Genomic DNA, 18,598 nt, shown 5'->3' on the forward strand with positions numbered 1-18,598 from the left:
CCGACGCAACACGATATTGGCTAGTTTGGAAAAGGACAGAAATTCGGCATGCAGTCGTACTATTACCTACCACAGCTTCTCCAGGGCTCGCCTTACGAGCTTTCTTTACTTGATGCTTTGCATCTGGGAGCAACTGAAGCTCTCCCCCTTTACGCCCAACTGCCGGATCTCGTCATTCTGGAAAATATGAGCACGCGTGAACTCGAAACTGTTGGAGACCTCTACCTTCAAGTTTCAAGAGAGCTCGTATCAGTTATGGAAAGAGATGCCGTACGAGCAGCGGTGCACCCAGTATCCGAACGTGTGACTAAGTTAACGACAGCGTATCCCCTCGAAGTGGGCACACTCGATGACAGATCTAACAGATACTCCCACAGAACCTTACCTTTTAACCTTCAGCCCAATGAAGCAGTTGATGTTTTTGTCGATATGGATTTAGACAGCGGCGGGGAGGGTAGATTGCGCCCAACGGAAGCCACACATCCCAAGATAGATATTGCCGACCTACTCTGCTGGACTGATGATTTGGAAATGCTGGCGGACAAAGGCCGCATAAAATGCCGGACTTACGACACCAGTACCGCTGCCAGCAGCCAGCCAGAAAGCGATCGTGAGCTAACAGTGCTTCGCCGTACGCAGAGAACCCTTGCCGCCCTGGCTATCGGCCTTTCAGGTAAATATCCCGCCTACAAGAACGGAAGCAAGCCGAACGCCTCACAACTGGCGAAGCTGGCAACAGAGCATTTACGTGACACCACCAGCGACCGCACTCCGCACGGCTTCGGCGAAACCACCGCCCGCCTGACCATTGCGGAAGCGCTGAAAGCCTGCCCTGAACTGGCAGAAAGTCTCGTCGAGCCAGACTGACAACTGTCATTTGATTCTGACAACCGTCACCGATCAACGGCCGGTCATTAGAGGATTACCCCGAACCTAAACGGAACAAAGGGGTAATCCAGATGACCGAACAACCGAAAACCCAACAAACCGCAGTCACCGCCCGCCAGCAAATCGACCGGATGCTACGCCGTAAAGAAGTCGAGCAAATCACCGGTCGAAGCCGCAGCTCCATCTACGATGGGATTGCCACTGGCACTTTCCCGAAGCCGGTAAAAATAGGAGCCCGCGCCGTAGCGTGGCCTGAGTCGGTAATCCGGGCATGGATCGCTGAGCGCATGGAAGGGGGCCAGGCATGAAAAAGGCACCCGCCCCCGAAGGGGCAAGGCACCAGACCCGGCGCCAGTATAGCACCGCTGGCGGATACTCTGCCCTGCAAGAATCTATAAGGGCCGCCCTGCCGGAAAACGGCATAGAACCGGCCAACGTGGATGAATTTCTGTCACTGCTGGCTGACTCTGATAGCCAGTTCGTCCGAACCGGCACCGCCAGCAAACCCCGCAGCAAGAACCTATGGGGGATTGCCTACCACGACAGAGGGTTGCCCGTTGTGGTGATCGCCGGAGACTGGGCAACCGGGGCTGAAATGAAATGGGTAGCCGGGAACGTGGACACCATGACCCCGGCAGAGCGCCGCGCACTGAAATGCCGCATGGCTGAAGCCAAACAGGTCAGAGAGGAAGAACAGGCCCGGCAATGGGAAGTCAGAGCCGCCGCAGCCGTTCGCCGCTGGCAATCCGCCCAACCAGCAGATCCGCAACACCTCTACCTACAAAGCAGGGGCACAGACCCGCATAGAGCCCGCCAGCAAGGCAGCGAATTGGTGTTGCTACTGGTGGACTTCAACGGCAAGGGCTGGAGCCTGCAAACCATAGACGAGGCCGGGAATAAACGGCTGATGGCTGGCGGAAAGAAGGCCGGAAATTTCATTGTGGTGGATGGCCCGGACTACCCCGCCCGCGTGCTGATCTGCGAGGGCTTTTCGACTGGCTGCACCCTGGCAGAGATAGACCCCGCTGCCCTGGTACTCGCTGCCGTGGATTGCGGCAACCTTCAGACCGTAGCAACCGGAGCCCGCAACCGCTGGCCTGACGCTGACCTGATTGTGTGCGGAGATGATGACCGCCAGACACCGGGCAACCCCGGAGCCGCAGCCGCAAGGGCCGCCGCGCTGGCTGCCGGGGCACGGTTTGCCCTGCCGGACTGGCCGCCAGCCGCACCCCTGAACCTTTCCGATTTTAACGACCTGCACCAATGGCAAAGGGGGCAGCAATGACAGATCAGAGCCCTACACCTGAAAAAACAGGGGTTACAGAGGTTACAGGGGTTACACCCAGTAATGGCGCGGGCTGTAGCCGTAACCCCGAAAAAAAGGCCGGGGTTACAGGGGTTACAATTACCCCGCTGGCACCCATGGACGCACCGCCAGAGAACCCGGCAGAGCCAGAAATAGAGCGTTCATGCTTTCTGACCCATGATGATTGGTTCCAACTGAACGGGAAGAAACACCGCCCCGGCCTGTACTGGCATGGCATCAAAAACCCCGGAGAGGAAAGCCAGGCCGACATAGACGACTGGATAGGGGCACCGATTCACGCCCGCGCCATGACCCATGACGAGCAAGGCAGCAACCACGGGATGCTACTTGAGTTCGCAGACCCGCAAGGCCGCTGGAAGGTATGGGCCGCACCCATGGCCCTGTTGGCTGGCGGGGATGAACTGTTAAAAGAACTGCTGAAAAACGGCTATCGGTATGACCTGAGAAAAAAGGCCCTGTTTCTGCAATGGATGATGGGCCGCTATCCGAAAGAACACATAACCGCCGCCACCTGCACCGGATGGAGCCGAGAGGAAGACGCCTTTGTTTTGCCGACACACACAATCGGCAATCAGGCAATCCGGTTTCAGTCGGAGCACGCCGCCGCAGACACGTACAAGACAGCGGGCACGCTGGAAGGCTGGCGGGACAGCCTGGCGGGGCTTTGTGTCGGGAACCCTGTTTTGATTCTGGCGGTATCAACGGCATTTGCCGGGCCGCTACTGCTGAGAGCCAAACGGCAGCACGCCGGGGGCGGAGGGATTCACCTTGTCGGGGGTTCTGGCACGGGTAAGACCGGAGCCGCACAGATGGCCGCCAGCGTATGGGGCGGGCCTGACTATGTGATGACCTGGCGGGCCACCGGCAACGGACTGGAAGCCACCGCAGCCGCCCGGAATGACACCCTTCTGCCCTTGGATGAAATCGGGGAAAGCAACGCTTTTGAGATTGGCGAGACGGTTTACGCCCTGGCAAACGGACTGGGCAAGCAACGGGCCGCGCGCACTGGCGGGGCCAGGCTTTCGGCACGCTGGCGGATTGTGACCCTATCGACCGGGGAGCACACGTTAGCCACCCACATGAAAAAGGCCGGGGCCGGTATCAAAGCCGGACAGGAAGCCCGCCTTCTGGATCTTCAGGTAGACAACCGCGCCTTCGGCACCTACGACAACTTGCACGACTATCCGAACGGGGCCGCCTTCAATAGCGCCATTAAAGAGCGTTCGGGGCGGGACTATGGGCACGCTGGCCCCGCCTTCATTGAAGCCCTGCTGAATGACACGGAAGACAGAGCGGCACAGTACAACCTGCTGACGACTGCTAACACCTTCAGCGCCCGTGATGGGGTAGAGGCCAGAGCCGCCAGCACGTTTACCCTGATCGCCCTGGCTGGAGAGATTGCCACGGAATACGGCTTAACCGGATGGCCTGAAGGGGTAGCACTGGAAGCCGCCGCCGATATGTTCCAAAGCTGGAAAGACAACCGGGGCCAGGGCCAAACCGAAACCCGGCAAGTACTGGAAGCCGTGACCGCCTTCATTGAAACCCACGGGGACAGCCGGTTTACCGAGATACACCCGACCAGCCCGGAGCCTGTGAAGGCCAGCGGGCAAGGCCGGGCCGGATACTGGGAGGACACAACCGAAGGCCGGGTATTCCTATTCACCGCCGCCGCGCTGGAGGAGGCCGCCAGGGGGTTCGATAAGCGCCGGATAATCGAAACCTTGGACGCTGAAGGCTGGCTAGTTGAAAAAGACACCGGCAAACGCTCAAAGCTGAGACGGGCCGGGGGTAAATCAACGCGCCTGTATGCCGTATTGCCACGGGATGCCGAGCAATGAGTGTTGCCAGCCTAATTGCCCGGAAACTGGGCCAGCCTGTAACCCCTGTAACCCGGAAGGAAAACACCGGGGTTACGGCTGTAGCCCTTGGGGCACAAGGCTGTAACCCGTGTAACCCCTGTAACCCCACCAAATCGAGGTACACAGACAAAAACCCGGAGCCGGTAAACCCTGACGCCCTGCTGATGGAGATTGTCCAAACCCTTCAGGCCAGCCCCGCCAGCTTGCGGGCCCTGCTGGATTCAGACGATATGCGGGACATAGCCGAAGGGGCAACCAGCCGGGCCCACCTGCTGGCGTACTTCAGGCTGATGCGTTCGGACGGGCACCCGCTGGCGGACGATACACCAGAGCCCACCAGGCAGCCCCAGAGCCGCCCCGGACACGTTGAACTGATGCAGGCATGGAAGCCTGCCCATGACGCACTGATTAACCACCTGATGGCCTGCCAGCTCTGTCATGCGCCCAGGAATAGATACTGCCCCGAAGGCCAACAGTTGCGCGAAAACTACCACGCCGCTTACGACCGCTCGAAGTTACTCCCAAGCCCCTTAACCTTGCCTAACCCCACCAACTGACGTAAAACAACCCTATATCGAGTGGTTAGCAAGCAATACACCCCGGTATTGCCCGTTACACTCCGGAACAATCCAAGGCACGAACCGACACAGCCTGTCGCTCCGTGCCTTTACGCTTTATCAGAGAGCCCAAGCAGTAACTTCTCATAGGGAACAACCGAGCAATGAACAACACGGAACAGCAATTCCTCAAAGCCCTGGACGACAAGCTCTGGAAAGCCGCCGACAAGCTCCGCGCCAACCTGGATGCCGCCAACTACAAGCACGTGGTGCTGGGCCTGATCTTCCTGAAGTACGTCTCCGATGCCTTCGAGGAGCGCCAGGAAGAGTTGCTGGAACGGTTCAAGGATGAAAACGACGACATCTACTACCTGCCGCCGGAAGACTACGACGGCGACGAGGACTACCAGCAAGCGCTTCTGGAAGAACTGGAAGTATTAGATTACTACCGCGAGGCCAACGTGTTCTGGGTGCCCAAGCCCGCCCGCTGGAGCACCCTGAAAGAGAAAGCCGTGCTGCCCGTGGGCACCGTGCTCTGGCAGGACGACGCCGGTAACGACATAAAACTGCGCTCCGTGTCCTGGCTGATCGACAACGCCCTGGAAGAAATCGAGAAGAGCAACGCCAAGCTCAGGGGCATCCTCAACCGCATCAGCCAGTACCAGTTGGACAACGACAAGCTGCTGGGCCTGATCAACACCTTCTCCGACACCTCCTTCACCAAGCCGGTATTCGAGGGCGAGAAACTGAGCCTGCACAGCAAGGACATACTCGGCCATGTGTACGAATACTTCCTGGGCCAGTTCGCCCTGGCCGAAGGCAAGCAGGGCGGCCAGTATTACACCCCCAAGAGCATCGTCACCCTGATTGTCGAAATGCTGCAGCCTTACTCCGGCCGGGTGTACGACCCGGCCATGGGCTCCGGCGGGTTTTTCGTTTCCAGCGACAAGTTCATTGAGGAGCACGCCAGCGAACAGCACTACGACGCTGCCGAACAGAAGAAGCACATCTCCGTGTACGGCCAGGAATCCAACCCCACCACCTGGAAGCTGGCCGCCATGAACATGGCCATCCGGGGCATCGACTTCAACTTCGGCAAGAAAAACGCCGACACCTTTCTGGACGACCAGCACCCAGACCTGCGCGCTGATTTCGTGATGGCCAACCCGCCGTTCAACATCAAAGACTGGTGGAACGAATCCCTGGCCGACGACGTGCGCTGGAAATACGGCACACCGCCCAAGGGCAACGCCAACTTTGGCTGGATGCAGCACATGCTCCACCACCTGGCACCCACCGGCAGCATGGCCCTGCTGCTGGCCAACGGCTCCATGAGCTCCAACACCAACAACGAAGGCGAAATCCGCAAGCGCCTGGTGGAAGAAGACCTGGTGGAGTGCATGGTCGCCCTGCCCGGCCAGCTGTTCACCAACACCCAGATCCCGGCCTGTATCTGGTTCCTGACCCGGGACAAAGCCAACGGCATGGTGCGCAACGAGAAAAAGCGCGACCGCCGGGAAGAGTTCCTGTTTATCGATGCCCGCAACCTGGGCTTTATGCGGGATCGGGTGCTGCGGGACTTCACCAATGAGGACATCGCCAAGGTCGCCGACACCTTCCATGCCTGGCAGCGCGGCGAGGGTTATGAAGATGTCGCCGGCTTCTGCAAATCCGCCAGCCTGGATGAGATCAAGAAGCATGACTTTGTGCTGACGCCGGGGCGCTATGTGGGTGCTCAGGAGCAGGAAGACGATGGAGAGCCCTTTGCTGAAAAGATGGCGCGGCTGACCATCCAACTGCGGGAGCAGTTTGCGGAGAGTGACCGGCTGGAGGCTGAGATTAAGCGGAATCTTGGGGGGCTGGGTTATGAGTGCTGAGCTCGGTCACTTTGCCAAAGTACAGGGAGGATTTGCATTCAAGAGCAAAGACTTTGGAAGCGAGGGCATACCAGTCATCAAGATTGCGAATGTCACAGGCGGTGGCTTTGTCGATCTTAGCTCTTACGAGTGTATTCAGCCCGACCTTTACCCTAGGATTGGTCAGTTCTTGACCGAACGAGATGATGTACTGATCGCAATGACTGGCGCAAATGTGGGCAAGGTAGTTCGAGTCAACCATGAACAGCCGCAATGTGCTATAAATCAGCGTGTTGGACGATTACAGATAAAAGCTCATTGTGAGTATTCTAAGGATTTCTTTTACTATCTGACCTCTTCTCCAGCCGGTTATCAACACTTTGTCGGTGCCGCCTATGGGTCTGCACAGCCAAACATCAGCGGAGCACTGATCGAGAGGTTACAGGTCCCAGATATTTCCCCAGCTAGCGCCAATCAAGCCGCTAGCTTTCTGAGACAGATCGACGACAAAATCCACCTCAACCACCAAATTAACCAAACCCTCGAACAGATGGCCCAAGCCATCTTCAAAAGCTGGTTTGTCGATTTCGACCCGGTGAAAGCCAAGATCGCCGCACTGGAAGGCGGCGGCAGCGAGGAAGACACCCTGCTCGCCGCCATGCAGGCCATCTCTGGCAAAGGCGAAGCGGAGCTAACCCGCCTCCAGACCGAACAGCCCGAGCAATACGCCAAGCTCCGCACCACCGCCGAGCTGTTTCCGTCGGCTATGCAGGATAGTGAGTTGGGGGAGATTCCGGAGGGGTGGAGCGTAACCAGGGTCAACGAAATAGCTGAAATCGTGAAGGGTAAGTCCTATAAAAGCGCCGAGCTAGAACCTTCACAAACAGCCTTGGTGACCTTGAAATCCTTTAACCGGGGAGGCGGCTACCGGCTTGATGGCCTGAAAGAATACACTGGGAAATATAAGTCACAGCAGGAGGTGATGGCAGGTGATTTAATCATTGCCTACACGGACGTAACTCAAGCTGCCGATGTGATTGGTAAGCCAGCAATGGTCATTGGAGATGAGAGGTATGAGCACCTAGTAATATCACTAGACGTTGCTGTAATTCGCCCCGTCGACTTGGCCCTTAAACCTTACCTATATGGTCTCGCCAAGACGGATACGTTTCAGTATCACACGAAGGCACATACAACGGGCACGACTGTTCTGCATCTAGCAAAGAACGCAGTACCAGAGTATCCGCTCGCGTTGCCCTCGAAAGCTCTGATTGATGCTTACGCAGGTCAGGCAACCCCGTTATTCACTCTTATTAATGAAAAAGTACAAGAGAGCCGTTCGTTGGAGTCGCTACGGGACACTTTATTGCCAAAGCTCCTGTCGGGTGAGCTCTCCATGCCCAGCACGATAGATCAACTTGTAGCAGAGCCGCAAAGAGCAGAGCGGGAGGTAACTTGATGGAACTCTGGCTAACCCGAGCAGGATCTCACGGCGAGTTTGAGCAGAAGTTCTTGGACGAGGGCCGAATATATCTGACCTGGGACGAACTGGGTGAAGATCTGTCGAAACTGGATAACCGGCAGTCCCTTCTGGCACTCCTTGAGCAGACTTACCCGAATGAAAAGCTGAAACGGTTACAGAACCACAGCAGCCAAATCTGGCCGTTCGTCAAAACGATGCAAGCCGGTGACTGGGTGGTGCTCCCCTCCAAAAAACAGCCTGTGGTGTATGTCGGGAAGATAACAGGGGACTACGTTCATAACGCCAAAGGCCCGGATCCCTTCTTCCACTGGCGATCCGTCGAGTGGTTTGGGCAGGAGATCCCCCGCTCTCACTTTGGGCAAGACCTGCTCTACAGCTTCGGCGCGTTCATGACTATCTGCCGCATCAGGCGCAACAACGCATTGCTACGCCTACAGGCCATGCACAAGGCTGGCTGGCAGGCTGAGAACACCAAGTCAGTGATACAGCATACCGGCCAGCCCACTAACCACGATGCCGATGATGTATCCGATGATGACGGCTTCGATTTCAATCTGGCAGACCTGGCCAAGCAACAGGTGGTCAGCCTTATTGAGCAGAAGTTCAAAGGCCATGAGTTAACCCGATTAGTCGGTGCCATACTCAAGGCACAAGGCTACACCATCTGGCAGAGCCCCGAAGGTGCAGACGGCGGCGCCGATATTCTGGCCTCCAACGGCATGATGGGCTTCGGTAGCCAAACCATCTGTGTGGAGGTGAAGTCCGGCACTGGAACGGTGGACAGGCCCACTGTGGACAAGCTCTTGGGAGCCATGTCGAAGTTCAACGCCGACCATGGTCTGTTTGTCGCGTGGGGCGGGTTCAAACAGAATGTGCAGAAGGACATGGCCAGCAGCTTCTTCCGTCTGCGGTTATGGTCTCAGGATGACTTGCTGGATGAGCTGTTCGCGGTATACGACAAGCTGGACGATGAGCTGAAGGCCCAGCTGCCACTAAAGCGAGTCTGGACGGTGGTTGCGGCCGATGACTGATGCCCGGATTACTGTCGAGGGAAAAGATGAGCAGTATGCACAAACTGCATATTGCTGAATCAGGCAAAAGGGATCGGGAACTCTCCGGTATTTCCGGAACGTTCGATCAGCGAGCAAATGCGCAGATTCGAAACCGGCAACCGCCGAGGATCTCTCGGTAGTTGCGCCACTTGCCCATAATCAGGCTTCCAGCCCAGGACAAGCGGTTTTCCGTCATCCAGAGTCCGAAAGAGCACAGGTTCCATTCCGGAACCCATGGCTAGAGAAAAGCCGCAAGCTCCCGAAGCGAAACCGTTTGCGGAAGTAAATCGCGTGTATTTGCATGGCGACAAGTCTTGAGTAGATGCGTTCAAGTAAGGAAGTACGAAATGACGGAAGATCAGCTGGAACAACAATGCCTGGAATGGTTTGCCGAAGGCGGCTGGGAAATCGCCCACGGGCCTGACCTAGCACCGGAGGGCGAAGCCCCGGAACGCGCCGATTACCGGCAGGTATTGTTGCTGGCGGATCTTGAGGCGGCTATTCACCGCATCAACCCTCACCTGCCCCAGAGCGCCGTTGAACAGGCTGTGGCGGTCGTCCGCAAACCGGAAAGCCTGGATGTGGTGATCAGCAACCGGGCCTTTCACCGCCTGCTGCTGGACGGTGTGCCGGTGGAGTACAAGCGCGACGACAAGGTAGTTCACGACCAGGCCTTTCTGGTGGACTTCGGCGACCTGTCCGCCAACCGCTTCCGGGCCATCAACCAGTTCACCCTCGAAGGCTCCAAGCAACTGCGCCGGCCGGATGTAATCTGTTTTATCAACGGCCTGCCCCTGGCAGTACTGGAGCTGAAGAGCCCCGGCGCCGAGAACGTGAACATCTGGGATGCCTACAACCAGATCCAAACCTACAAAGACGAATGCTCCGATCTGTTTGCCTACAACGAAGCGGCCATCATCAGCGACGGCTATCTGGCCAGGGTAGGCTCCCTAACCGCCAGCCAGGAACGCTACATGCCCTGGCGCACCATCAAGCATGAGGACGACAAGCCCCTGCTGGAGTGGCAGCTGGAAACCATGGTGCGAGGCTTCTTCGACCGGGAGCTGTTTCTGGATTACATCCGCTACTTCGTGATCTTCGAGACGGACTCCGACAAGCTGATCAAGAAGATTGCTGGTTATCACCAGTTCCACGCGGTGCGTGAGGCGGTTCGTGCAACCGTGATTGCAGCTCGGGATATCAGCGGCGATGGTATCAGTGAGAAGCGCGCCACCTACGGCGACGAGGTTCTGCCGGGCAGCAAGAAAGCCGGGGTGGTTTGGCACACCCAGGGCTCCGGCAAGAGTATTTCCATGTGTTGTTACGCCGGCAAGCTGCTGCAACAGCCGGAGATGAACAACCCCACGCTGATCGTCGTCACCGACCGCAACGATCTTGACGGCCAGTTGTTCGCCACTTTCAGCGCCGCCCGGGAATTGTTGAAGCAAGAGCCCGTGCAGGCCGACGACCGGGACACCCTGCGCCGCTTGCTGTCTGAGCGGGAATCCGGCGGCATCATCTTCACCACGGTTCAGAAATTCGCCCTGCTGAACGACGAATCCGGACACCCGATTCTGAACGACCGCCACAACATCGTGGTGATCTCAGACGAGGCCCACCGCAGCCAGTACGGCCTGAAAGCCACCCTCAAGAAAGACGGCACCTACAAGTTCGGCTACGCTCGCCACATGCGTGATGCCCTGCCCAATGCCTCGTTCATCGGCTTTACCGGCACCCCCATCGAGAGCGAAGACAAAGACACCCGGGCCGTGTTCGGCGATTACGTTTCCATCTACGACATCCAGGATGCGGTGGACGATGGTGCGACCGTGCCCATCTTCTACGAATCCCGCCTGGCCAAGCTGGACATCAACCGCGAACAGATCGAGGAGCTGTCCGATCAGGTGGAGGAAGTGGTTGAAGACGACGAAGACGTTGGCAGCCGCGAGAAAACCAAGGGCGAGTGGAGCCGGCTGGAGAAGCTGGTGGGTGCCGGCCCGCGACTGAAGCAGGTGGCGGAAGACCTGGTGAACCACTTTGAAACCCGCTCCAGCACCATCGACGGCAAGGCCATGATTGTGGCCATGAGCCGGGAGATTGCGGTTCACCTGTATAACGAGATTGTCGCCCTGCGCCCGGAGTGGCACGACGATGATCCCGAGAAAGGTGCCATCAAGGTTGTGATGACCGGCTCCGCCTCTGACCGGGCCCTGCTGCAGCCGCACATCCACAACAAGCAGACCAAGAAACGGTTCGAGAAGCGCTTCAAAGACATCAACGACCCGCTCAGGCTGGTGATCGTGCGGGATATGTGGCTGACCGGCTTCGATGCGCCCTGCTGTCACACCATGTATGTGGACAAGCCCATGAAGGGCCACAACCTGATGCAGGCCATTGCCCGGGTGAACCGCGTGTTCAAGGACAAGCCCGGCGGGCTGGTGGTGGATTACATCGGCATCGCCAACGAGCTCAAGCAGGCCCTGAAAACCTACACCGACGCCAAGGGCAAGGGCTCCCCCACCCACAGCGCCGAAGAAGCCTATGCCATCCTGCTGGAAAAGCTGGACATCATCCACGGCATGTTTGCGCCCGGCCCCAAAGGTAAGGGATTCAGCTATAGCGGTTTTGACACCGAGCCCCGCAAGGTTCTGCTGGCCACCGCGAACTATGTGCTCAGCCTGGAAGACGGCAAAAAGCGCTTCTTGGATACCGTGCTGGCCATGAACAAAGCCTTCTCCCTGTGCGCCACCCTGGACGAAGCCCAGGCGCTTCAGAAGGAGGTGGCGTTCCTGTCGCAGGTGAAGACGGCCATCACCAAGTTCACCAGCGTAGACAAGAAGCTGACCGAGGAAGAGAAGAACAGCGCCCTGAAGCAGATCCTGGACAACGCTTTGGTGGCCGAAGGGGTAACCGATGTCTTCGCCCTGTGCGGACTGGACAAGCCCAACATCGGCCTGCTCTCTGACGAGTTCCTGGAAGACGTGCGGCAGATGCCCTACAAGAACTTCGCCGTGGAACTGCTGGAGAAGCTGCTCAAGGACGACATCAAAGCCAAGACCCGCAACAACGTGGTGCAGGAGAAGAAATACGCCGACCGCCTGCAGGAGACGCTGCGCAAGTACAACAACCGGGGCATCGAGACAGCCCAAGTAATCGAAGAGCTGATCGCCATGGCCAAGCAGTTCCAGGCCGAAATGGAGCGGGACGCTGCCCTCGGCCTGAACCCGGACGAAGTGGCCTTCTACGATGCCCTAGCCAGCAATGAAAGCGCGGTGCGGGAGCTGGGAGACGAGATCCTGAAGAAGATCGCCGTGGAGATCACCGACAAGCTGCGCAAATCCACCACCGTGGACTGGCAGGTGCGAGAGAGCGTGCGGGCCAAGCTGCGGATTCTGGTGCGGCGGACGTTGCAGCGTTACAAGTATCCGCCCGATAAGGCGCCGGCAGCGATTGAACTGATCATGGAACAGGCGGAAGCCCTGTCTAACCACTGGACGAAGTAATGTATTACTACACCGAGGACTTCGACGACAGAAGTTAAGGCTATGAGGAACAACTGAGTATTGTTTTACTCATCGTGGACAAGCGCGTTGATTGCCCATGTTGAAAAATGTTGAACGAAGAACAGCCCTTAATCGTGCTTCGATAGCCCTGACTTGGGGCTCTGAGTTCCTGTCTGTTCCGGGGGTAGCGAGCACTGAATGTGGGTATGCATGTGGGTATTTTCAAAGGCATACCCAAGGACATTCCAACTTATTCAACATTTTACAGGATAACTTCAGTGGACGCCGTCTCCACCAAACACCAAGAGAAAAGCCCCTGATTTCAGGGGCTTTTTTTATACTCGTGCGACCCATCCGCCTGACTGTCGCTCCCGCGCTACCTGCCCCATCATCGTCCAAGGATTCGATAACGGTGATGGCCTGTTGGTCGAATCGTCTCAATGCTGACTCTTAGCGGAGCTCCTCAGTGGCCTCTGGTCCGATCTGGCATCAGATCTGGTTGCAATACGAAAGCCTGTCAGGGTGCCTCAGTTCCGCTGGTGGTCCACTTTTCACGAGTCCCCCACCCAAAAAGCGCATTGCGCCGGCGCCGCTCCCATCGCTAGAATCGTAAGCTTGATAAATAAAAACACAAGGAGTCTGCCATGCCCACTCAATGGTTCCGCGCTGCGGCGCTGTGCGTGTCTACCACCCTGGCGTCCGTTCCGGCCTTCGCCGCCGGTTTCGAAGATATGGACCCGGTCACCCTGCGCCTTGCTCACGTGGTGAACGAACAGGACGGTTTCCACGTGGCCGCCATGAAGTTCCGTGACCTGGTGGCCGAGCGCACCGACGACAAGGTCACCGTCAAGATTTTCCCCAACGCCAGCCTGGGAGATGAACGAACCCTGCTGGAGGGCATGCAGATTGGCAGCGTCGATATGGGCGTGATCACCAACGGCCCGGTGGCCAACTTTGTGGAAGACATGGCGGTGTTCGAACTGCCGTTCCTGTTCCCGACCCGCCAGGACGCCTACCGGATTCTGGACGGCGACATCGGACAGGAACTGCTGGACCGGCTGTCTGAGGTCAATCTCAAGGGTCTGGCCTACGCAGAGCGTGGGTTCCGCAACCTGACCAACAGCGAGCACCCGGTAAACACGCCGGCGGATATCGACGGGCTGCGCATCCGCGTTATGGAAAATCCAGTTTACATCGATACCTTCCGTGATCTGGGCGCCAATGCCATCCCCATGGCCTGGACCGAGGCTCTGACGGCAATGCAGCAGGGCACCATCGACGGCCAGGAAAACCCGGTGAACGTGGTCTACGCCTTTAAACTTAGCGAAACCCAGAAATACATGACAATGACCCGGCACACATACGCGCCGGCGGTGTTCGTGATGGGTATGCCCACATGGAACAAACTGCCGAAGGCGGCCCAGGATGTGATCGTGAAGGCGGCACACGAGGCGGCCGAGTACGAGCGCGCGGACAACGCGAAGAAAGAAGATGAGCAGCTCGCGGCGCTCAAGAAGGCCGGTATGCAGATCAACGATAACCCGGATCTGGCGGCGTTCCAGAAAGCCGTTGAGCCGGTCTACAAAAAGTACGGCGAGCAGTTTGGTGATTACCTCGAGCGTATCCGGGCCGAGCTGAAGAACTGACGTGCTGCGCTGGATTACCCACATGGACCGCGCGGTGGCCGCGGTCCTCAAACCGGTGCTTGCCGGCGGCATTGCCGCATTGATAGCCGTGATCACCCTGCAGATTGTGTCCCGGGTGCTGTTCTCCGCCGTTGGCTGGACGGAGGAAGTCGCCCGGTTCCTGCTGGTGTGGCTGACCTTTCTCGGTGCCGTACTGGCCTGGGCGCAGCGCCGGCACATTGTGGTGACAGTGCTGGTGGATCGGCTGCCGCCCGCGGTGCGCCGGTGGCTGTCCGCGCTGGCACTGGCATGCGCGGTGGCAGCGCTGGTGGCCCTCGCCTGGATTGGTTACCAGTACATGATAATGCAGAGCTATCAGAAGTCGGCGTCGCTGCGGGTGCCGATGATGTATATCTACGCGGTGATCCCCCTAAGTGCGTGCCTTATGGCCCTTCTCGGGCTGGCTGATCTGGTACGAATGTGCCGGGGCGGGATGCTGTCCGAGCCTGACGATGACAGCGCCACGGATTCCGGCGAAGGGGAGGGCAAGGCATGAGCCTACTGCTGTTCGGGCTGTTTTTTGTGCTCCTGCTGCTGGGCCTGCCCGTGGCCGTGGCAATTTTTGGCGCTACCCTGGTGGCCTTGCAGGGCGACAGTGTGCCGCTTCTGGTGATGCCCCAACAGATGTTTGCCGGCGTCGATTCGTTCGCGCTGGTGGCGGTGCCCATGTTCATCCTGGCCGGGGATATCATGGCGGAAGGGCAAGTGAGCGCACGGCTGGTGGCTCTGGCGGACGCGATGATCGGTTTTCTCAAGGGTGGCCTGTCGATTGTTTCGGTGCTGGCCGCCATGTTCTTCGCGGCGATTTCCGGCTCCGGCGCCGCCACCACCGCTGCGGTAGGTTCCACGCTGGTGCCGGAACTCAAGCGCAAAGGCTATGATCCGGCCTCCGCCGCCAGCCTGATCGCTGCCGGTGGGACCATCGGTGTGGTAATTCCCCCATCGGTACCGATGATCATCTACGCGGTGATTGCCCAGGAATCGGTGTCCAAGCTGTTTCTGAGCGGGTTCCTGCCGGGCCTGGCTATGGGCTTGGGTTTGATCATCGTAGCGCTGGTGCAGGGTCATCGGCGGGCGTATCCACGAGGCAGCGCCTTTTCCCTGGCTACCATCTGGCGGACCTTCCGGGCGGCCTTCTGGGGATTGATGACGCCGGTGATCATTCTCGGCGGCATTTTCTCCGGGGTGTTCACGCCCAGCGAATCTGCGGTGATTGCCGTGAACTACGCCATCCTGGTGTCGCTGTTCATCTATCGGGACCTGAACCTCCAGGACATCTACCGTCTTTTCATCCGGGCGGCAGTCACCACGGCGGTGATCATGTTCGTGATTTCCGCGTCGGCGGCCCTGAGCTGGGCGCTGTCAAACTGGCAGGTGCCCACCCGGCTGGCGGACCTGGTGCTGGGGCTGTCCACCAACAGCTTCGTGTTGCTGGGCCTGATGTTGATCCTGATCCTACTGACTGGAGTATTCATCGAGACCGCCTCGGCGTTGATCATCCTCACGCCCATTCTGCTCCCATTGGCCACCGGGCTGGGGATTGATACGGTCCACTTCGGCATCATCCTGGTGGTGGGGCTGGCCATTGGCATGATTACGCCACCGGTGGCCATCAACCTTTACGTGGCGTCGTCCGTAACCAAGCTCAGCCTGGAGCGCATCTCCCGGGCCGTGGTGCCCTACCTGCTAGTGCTGATTACTGTACTGATAATGGTGGCGTACGTGCCAATGTTGCTGGACTGAGGTCGGAGCGCCCTCTACGACCTGACAAACCCGTCACTTCCACTTCATGATTTTCCAGCACAATTCGTCTAGGTTGGCCAGATCTTTTGCAACAAAGCATCCAGTGTGAATCAACCCGACGACCCGGAAAATCTGGAGCAGCTGTTTCATCGGCTGCGCACCTCTACCGACGGCCAGCAGGACGTGACGGTATCGGACATTTTCCGGGCCGTAGGCGAACGCTCGTTCGGGCCGGTGGTTCTGGTGGCCGGGCTGCTTGTGGTCGCGCCGCTCATCGGCGATATTCCGGGGGTGCCCACGCTGCTGGGGTTATTGGTGCTTCTGACGCTGGGCCAGCTGCTGTTCCAGCGGCGATCAATCTGGTTGCCCGGGGCGATTGCCAACCGTCGGGTAAAGCGGGCGCAGTTGGTCAAGGGGCTGGACTGGCTGGACAAACCGGCGGCCTGGCTGGATCGTTACACCCGGCCCCGGCTGGTGTGGCTCACACGGGGACCGGGGCAGTATCTGATGGCACTGGAGTGCATGTCGGTGGCGGGCGCCATGCCGGCCATGGAGGTGGTTCCCTTCAGTGCCAACGGCGGTGGCCTGTCCCTGATGGCGTTCGGGCTGGCGATCATTGCCCGGGATGGGCTGCTGGCGCTGATCGCTTCGGTGATTACGGTCGGGACCTTCTGGTTCATTGGCTCGGCCCTGCTGGGCTGAATTGCTGCAGCTTCGCTTTCCACCCCTATCCTTTCGTCACCATTTGATACAAAGCTGCCTCGTTCCTCCGGTCTGGAAGCTGCTACTATTGCTACAGATTATTCCCCGATATCGGTAGCACCCCACTGCGCGGGTGGCGAGTAGCAAAAGGATCTCCAGTTCATGTCCGTCAAAACGAAACAGTCCCAGAAACTGCTGCTGTTCCGGCTCGCCGGTGAACGGCTGTTTGGTCTCGGCACACTGAAGATTCGGGAAATTCTGCCGTTCCAGCCACTGACCAAACTGCCCCACAGTCACCATGCGGTCATCGGTACGGCCACCTTCCGCGGCTCGGCGGTTCCGGTAATCGACATGGCGGCGGCGGTCGGGTATCCACCTCTGTCCCGGGAGGAGCGGGAGAAGGCGTCCATCATCGTCACCGATATCCAGCGGCAGGAAATCGGATTTCTGGTGCGCAGCGTGCAACAGATCGTCGAAGTTGACTGGCGCAAGGTGACGCCCCCACCCAAGGCTCTGGGGCACAATGCGTTCGTCACCGGGCTGCTGGACATGGACGGCACCATCATCCAGCTTCTGGATGTGGAGCTGTTGTTGGCGAGGGTGTATCCGGAGACTCTGGAACCACAGGACGTGGTGCTGACGGACGTCGAGCGGGAGACCCTGCGCACCCAGAACATTCTGCTGGTGGACGACTCGCAGGTGGCCCGCAAGCAACTGTGCGATGTCCTCGACAGCAAGGGGATCCAGTACCAGGTGACGGCCAATGGCGACCAGGCGTTCCAGACGCTGCTGCGCGATTACGAGCTTGGCAAGCCGATTGATATTCTGGTGAGCGATATCGAGATGCCCGGGCTGGACGGCTACGAACTGGCGTTCAATATCCGGGATAATGCGTCACTGAAACAGCCCTACATCATTCTGCACACGTCGCTGAACAGTGAAATGAGTCTGAGTTACGCCAATCAGGTCGGAGCCAACGAAGCCCTGACCAAGTTTGATGCGGACGAACTGCTCCACGCCATGCTTCGCGGCGCAGAGCAGTCCAGTCACTAGCGTTCCTGCCCCAGGTTCTCGAAGAATTCCCGGGTATCCGCCCGGATCTCTTCAAGGCTCGATTCCCACTGCTGCTGGTACTCACTCCAGGTATCACTGCTCAGTGAGGCAATGCGTTTACCCGCTTCAGCCACGGCGCGGCTGGCGTCCGCCAGATGTTCCGCCGTCGGCTCATCCAGTGCCTCTGCGCGGGTATCGAGATCCCGTGCCGCCTGCTGCAGAACGGCCCGGTCTTCCCGGGGTGCCTGCTGATTGTCCTTGAGCGCGTCGTTCAGGGAATCTTCCAGGGATTTCATAGCGTCCTGGAGCTTCTCCCCGAAAGACTCCATGGCGTCCTGTGCCTTATCCCGGAGGTCTTCAGAATAGGTCTGCAGGTCCTGGCCCAGCTGATCCATTCTCGCGTTAAAATCCTCTGAGGATTGCGAGAAGTTGCGGGCAATGCGGTCCCCCAGCCTGTTCAGCTCGCCCATCAGCCCCTGGAACGGCGACGGGTTGAGAATGGCCTCACCGGTGCGGTCGTAGTCGACCTGCCAGCCGTCCGGCCCCTGCACCAGGTAGGTAATCAGTTCCTGCCGCTCCCCCTCCGGCCGGTCTTCCGCCGGCAGGCGAGTGACGACGGTCGCTTTCGGCCCATCAATGACCACACGCCCGAACGAAGGCACCACATTGGTCCAGTTGTGCTTGTAACCGTCGAAGCGGGATTCGTCGGTCAGCGTGGAGTACTCCACCACATCACCGGCGTCGTTGTCGGCCATCGCCTGCCAGAACGCAGCAGCAACCTCCTGCGGCGTTTCCGGCTTACTGCAACCAGCCAACAACACTGCCGCGGCCAGAAAAGCCAGAAACCGGAGCCTGAAAACAGTCATTGCGTACACCTTTTGTCCGTT

Annotated in this window: 15 protein-coding genes; 14 read left to right on the forward strand and 1 reads right to left on the reverse strand. The window is 58.6% G+C overall.

The window, feature by feature from the left end:
• Positions 1 to 48: 48 nt before the first annotated feature.
• The 14 genes from MLD04_RS05180 (at position 49) to MLD04_RS05245 (ending at position 17,711) form a co-directional block, all read left to right on the forward strand.
• Positions 49 to 867, forward strand: a complete 819-nt coding sequence (locus MLD04_RS05180; protein WP_248155461.1) for a hypothetical protein — start codon at positions 49 to 51, stop codon at positions 865 to 867.
• A 92-nt stretch (positions 868 to 959) separates the two neighbouring features.
• Complete coding sequence (locus tag MLD04_RS05185) at positions 960 to 1,196, forward strand: helix-turn-helix transcriptional regulator (RefSeq protein ID WP_248155462.1); 237 nt, start codon at positions 960 to 962, stop codon at positions 1,194 to 1,196.
• The gene (locus MLD04_RS05190; protein ID WP_248155464.1) at positions 1,193 to 2,173 is read left to right on the forward strand and encodes a toprim domain-containing protein; all 981 of its coding nucleotides are present in this window, start codon (positions 1,193 to 1,195) and stop codon (positions 2,171 to 2,173) included. Before MLD04_RS05185 ends, MLD04_RS05190 begins: the two co-directional genes overlap by 4 nt.
• Positions 2,174 to 2,310: 137 nt before the next feature.
• Entirely contained in the window at positions 2,311 to 4,056 is a 1,746-nt protein-coding gene (locus tag MLD04_RS05195) for a DUF927 domain-containing protein (protein ID WP_248155466.1), read from the forward strand.
• 185 nt (positions 4,057 to 4,241) lie between these two features.
• Positions 4,242 to 4,634, forward strand: coding sequence for a hypothetical protein (locus MLD04_RS05200; protein ID WP_248155468.1), 393 nt, complete (start codon positions 4,242 to 4,244; stop codon positions 4,632 to 4,634).
• Between the two features lie 164 nt (positions 4,635 to 4,798).
• Complete coding sequence (locus MLD04_RS05205; protein ID WP_248155470.1) at positions 4,799 to 6,511, forward strand: class I SAM-dependent DNA methyltransferase; 1,713 nt, start codon at positions 4,799 to 4,801, stop codon at positions 6,509 to 6,511.
• Positions 6,501 to 7,949 (forward strand): restriction endonuclease subunit S, encoded by a 1,449-nt coding sequence (locus MLD04_RS05210; protein ID WP_248155472.1) that lies wholly within the window; start codon positions 6,501 to 6,503, stop codon positions 7,947 to 7,949. The genes MLD04_RS05205 and MLD04_RS05210 overlap by 11 nt, the downstream gene beginning before the upstream one ends.
• Complete coding sequence (locus MLD04_RS05215) at positions 7,949 to 9,004, forward strand: restriction endonuclease (RefSeq protein ID WP_248156825.1); 1,056 nt, start codon at positions 7,949 to 7,951, stop codon at positions 9,002 to 9,004. Before MLD04_RS05210 ends, MLD04_RS05215 begins: the two co-directional genes overlap by 1 nt.
• Positions 9,005 to 9,372: 368 nt before the next feature.
• Positions 9,373 to 12,528 carry a type I restriction endonuclease subunit R gene (locus MLD04_RS05220; protein WP_248155474.1) on the forward strand — a complete coding sequence of 1,052 codons (3,156 nt, stop codon included), beginning with the start codon at positions 9,373 to 9,375 and terminating at the stop codon, positions 12,526 to 12,528.
• Positions 12,529 to 13,172: 644 nt separating this feature from the next.
• Entirely contained in the window at positions 13,173 to 14,174 is a 1,002-nt protein-coding gene (locus MLD04_RS05225) for a TRAP transporter substrate-binding protein (protein WP_248155476.1), read from the forward strand.
• Between the two features lies 1 nt (position 14,175).
• A complete protein-coding gene (locus MLD04_RS05230) occupies positions 14,176 to 14,709 on the forward strand; it encodes a TRAP transporter small permease (RefSeq protein ID WP_248155478.1) in 534 nt (177 codons plus the stop codon).
• Positions 14,706 to 15,956 (forward strand): TRAP transporter large permease, encoded by a 1,251-nt coding sequence (locus MLD04_RS05235; RefSeq protein ID WP_248155480.1) that lies wholly within the window; start codon positions 14,706 to 14,708, stop codon positions 15,954 to 15,956. Before MLD04_RS05230 ends, MLD04_RS05235 begins: the two co-directional genes overlap by 4 nt.
• A 105-nt stretch (positions 15,957 to 16,061) precedes the next feature.
• Positions 16,062 to 16,658, forward strand: a complete 597-nt coding sequence (locus tag MLD04_RS05240) for an exopolysaccharide biosynthesis protein (protein ID WP_248155482.1) — start codon at positions 16,062 to 16,064, stop codon at positions 16,656 to 16,658.
• Between the two features lie 162 nt (positions 16,659 to 16,820).
• Complete coding sequence (locus MLD04_RS05245) at positions 16,821 to 17,711, forward strand: chemotaxis protein (RefSeq protein ID WP_248155485.1); 891 nt, start codon at positions 16,821 to 16,823, stop codon at positions 17,709 to 17,711.
• Here MLD04_RS05245 and MLD04_RS05250 read toward each other — a convergent pair.
• Complete coding sequence (locus MLD04_RS05250; RefSeq protein WP_248155487.1) at positions 17,708 to 18,577, reverse strand: MlaD family protein; 870 nt, start codon at positions 18,575 to 18,577, stop codon at positions 17,708 to 17,710. The genes MLD04_RS05245 and MLD04_RS05250 overlap by 4 nt on opposite strands.
• Positions 18,578 to 18,598 lie beyond the last annotated feature (21 nt).

This window comes from Marinobacter koreensis, assembly GCF_023156285.1.
Taxonomy (GTDB): domain Bacteria; phylum Pseudomonadota; class Gammaproteobacteria; order Pseudomonadales; family Oleiphilaceae; genus Marinobacter; species Marinobacter koreensis.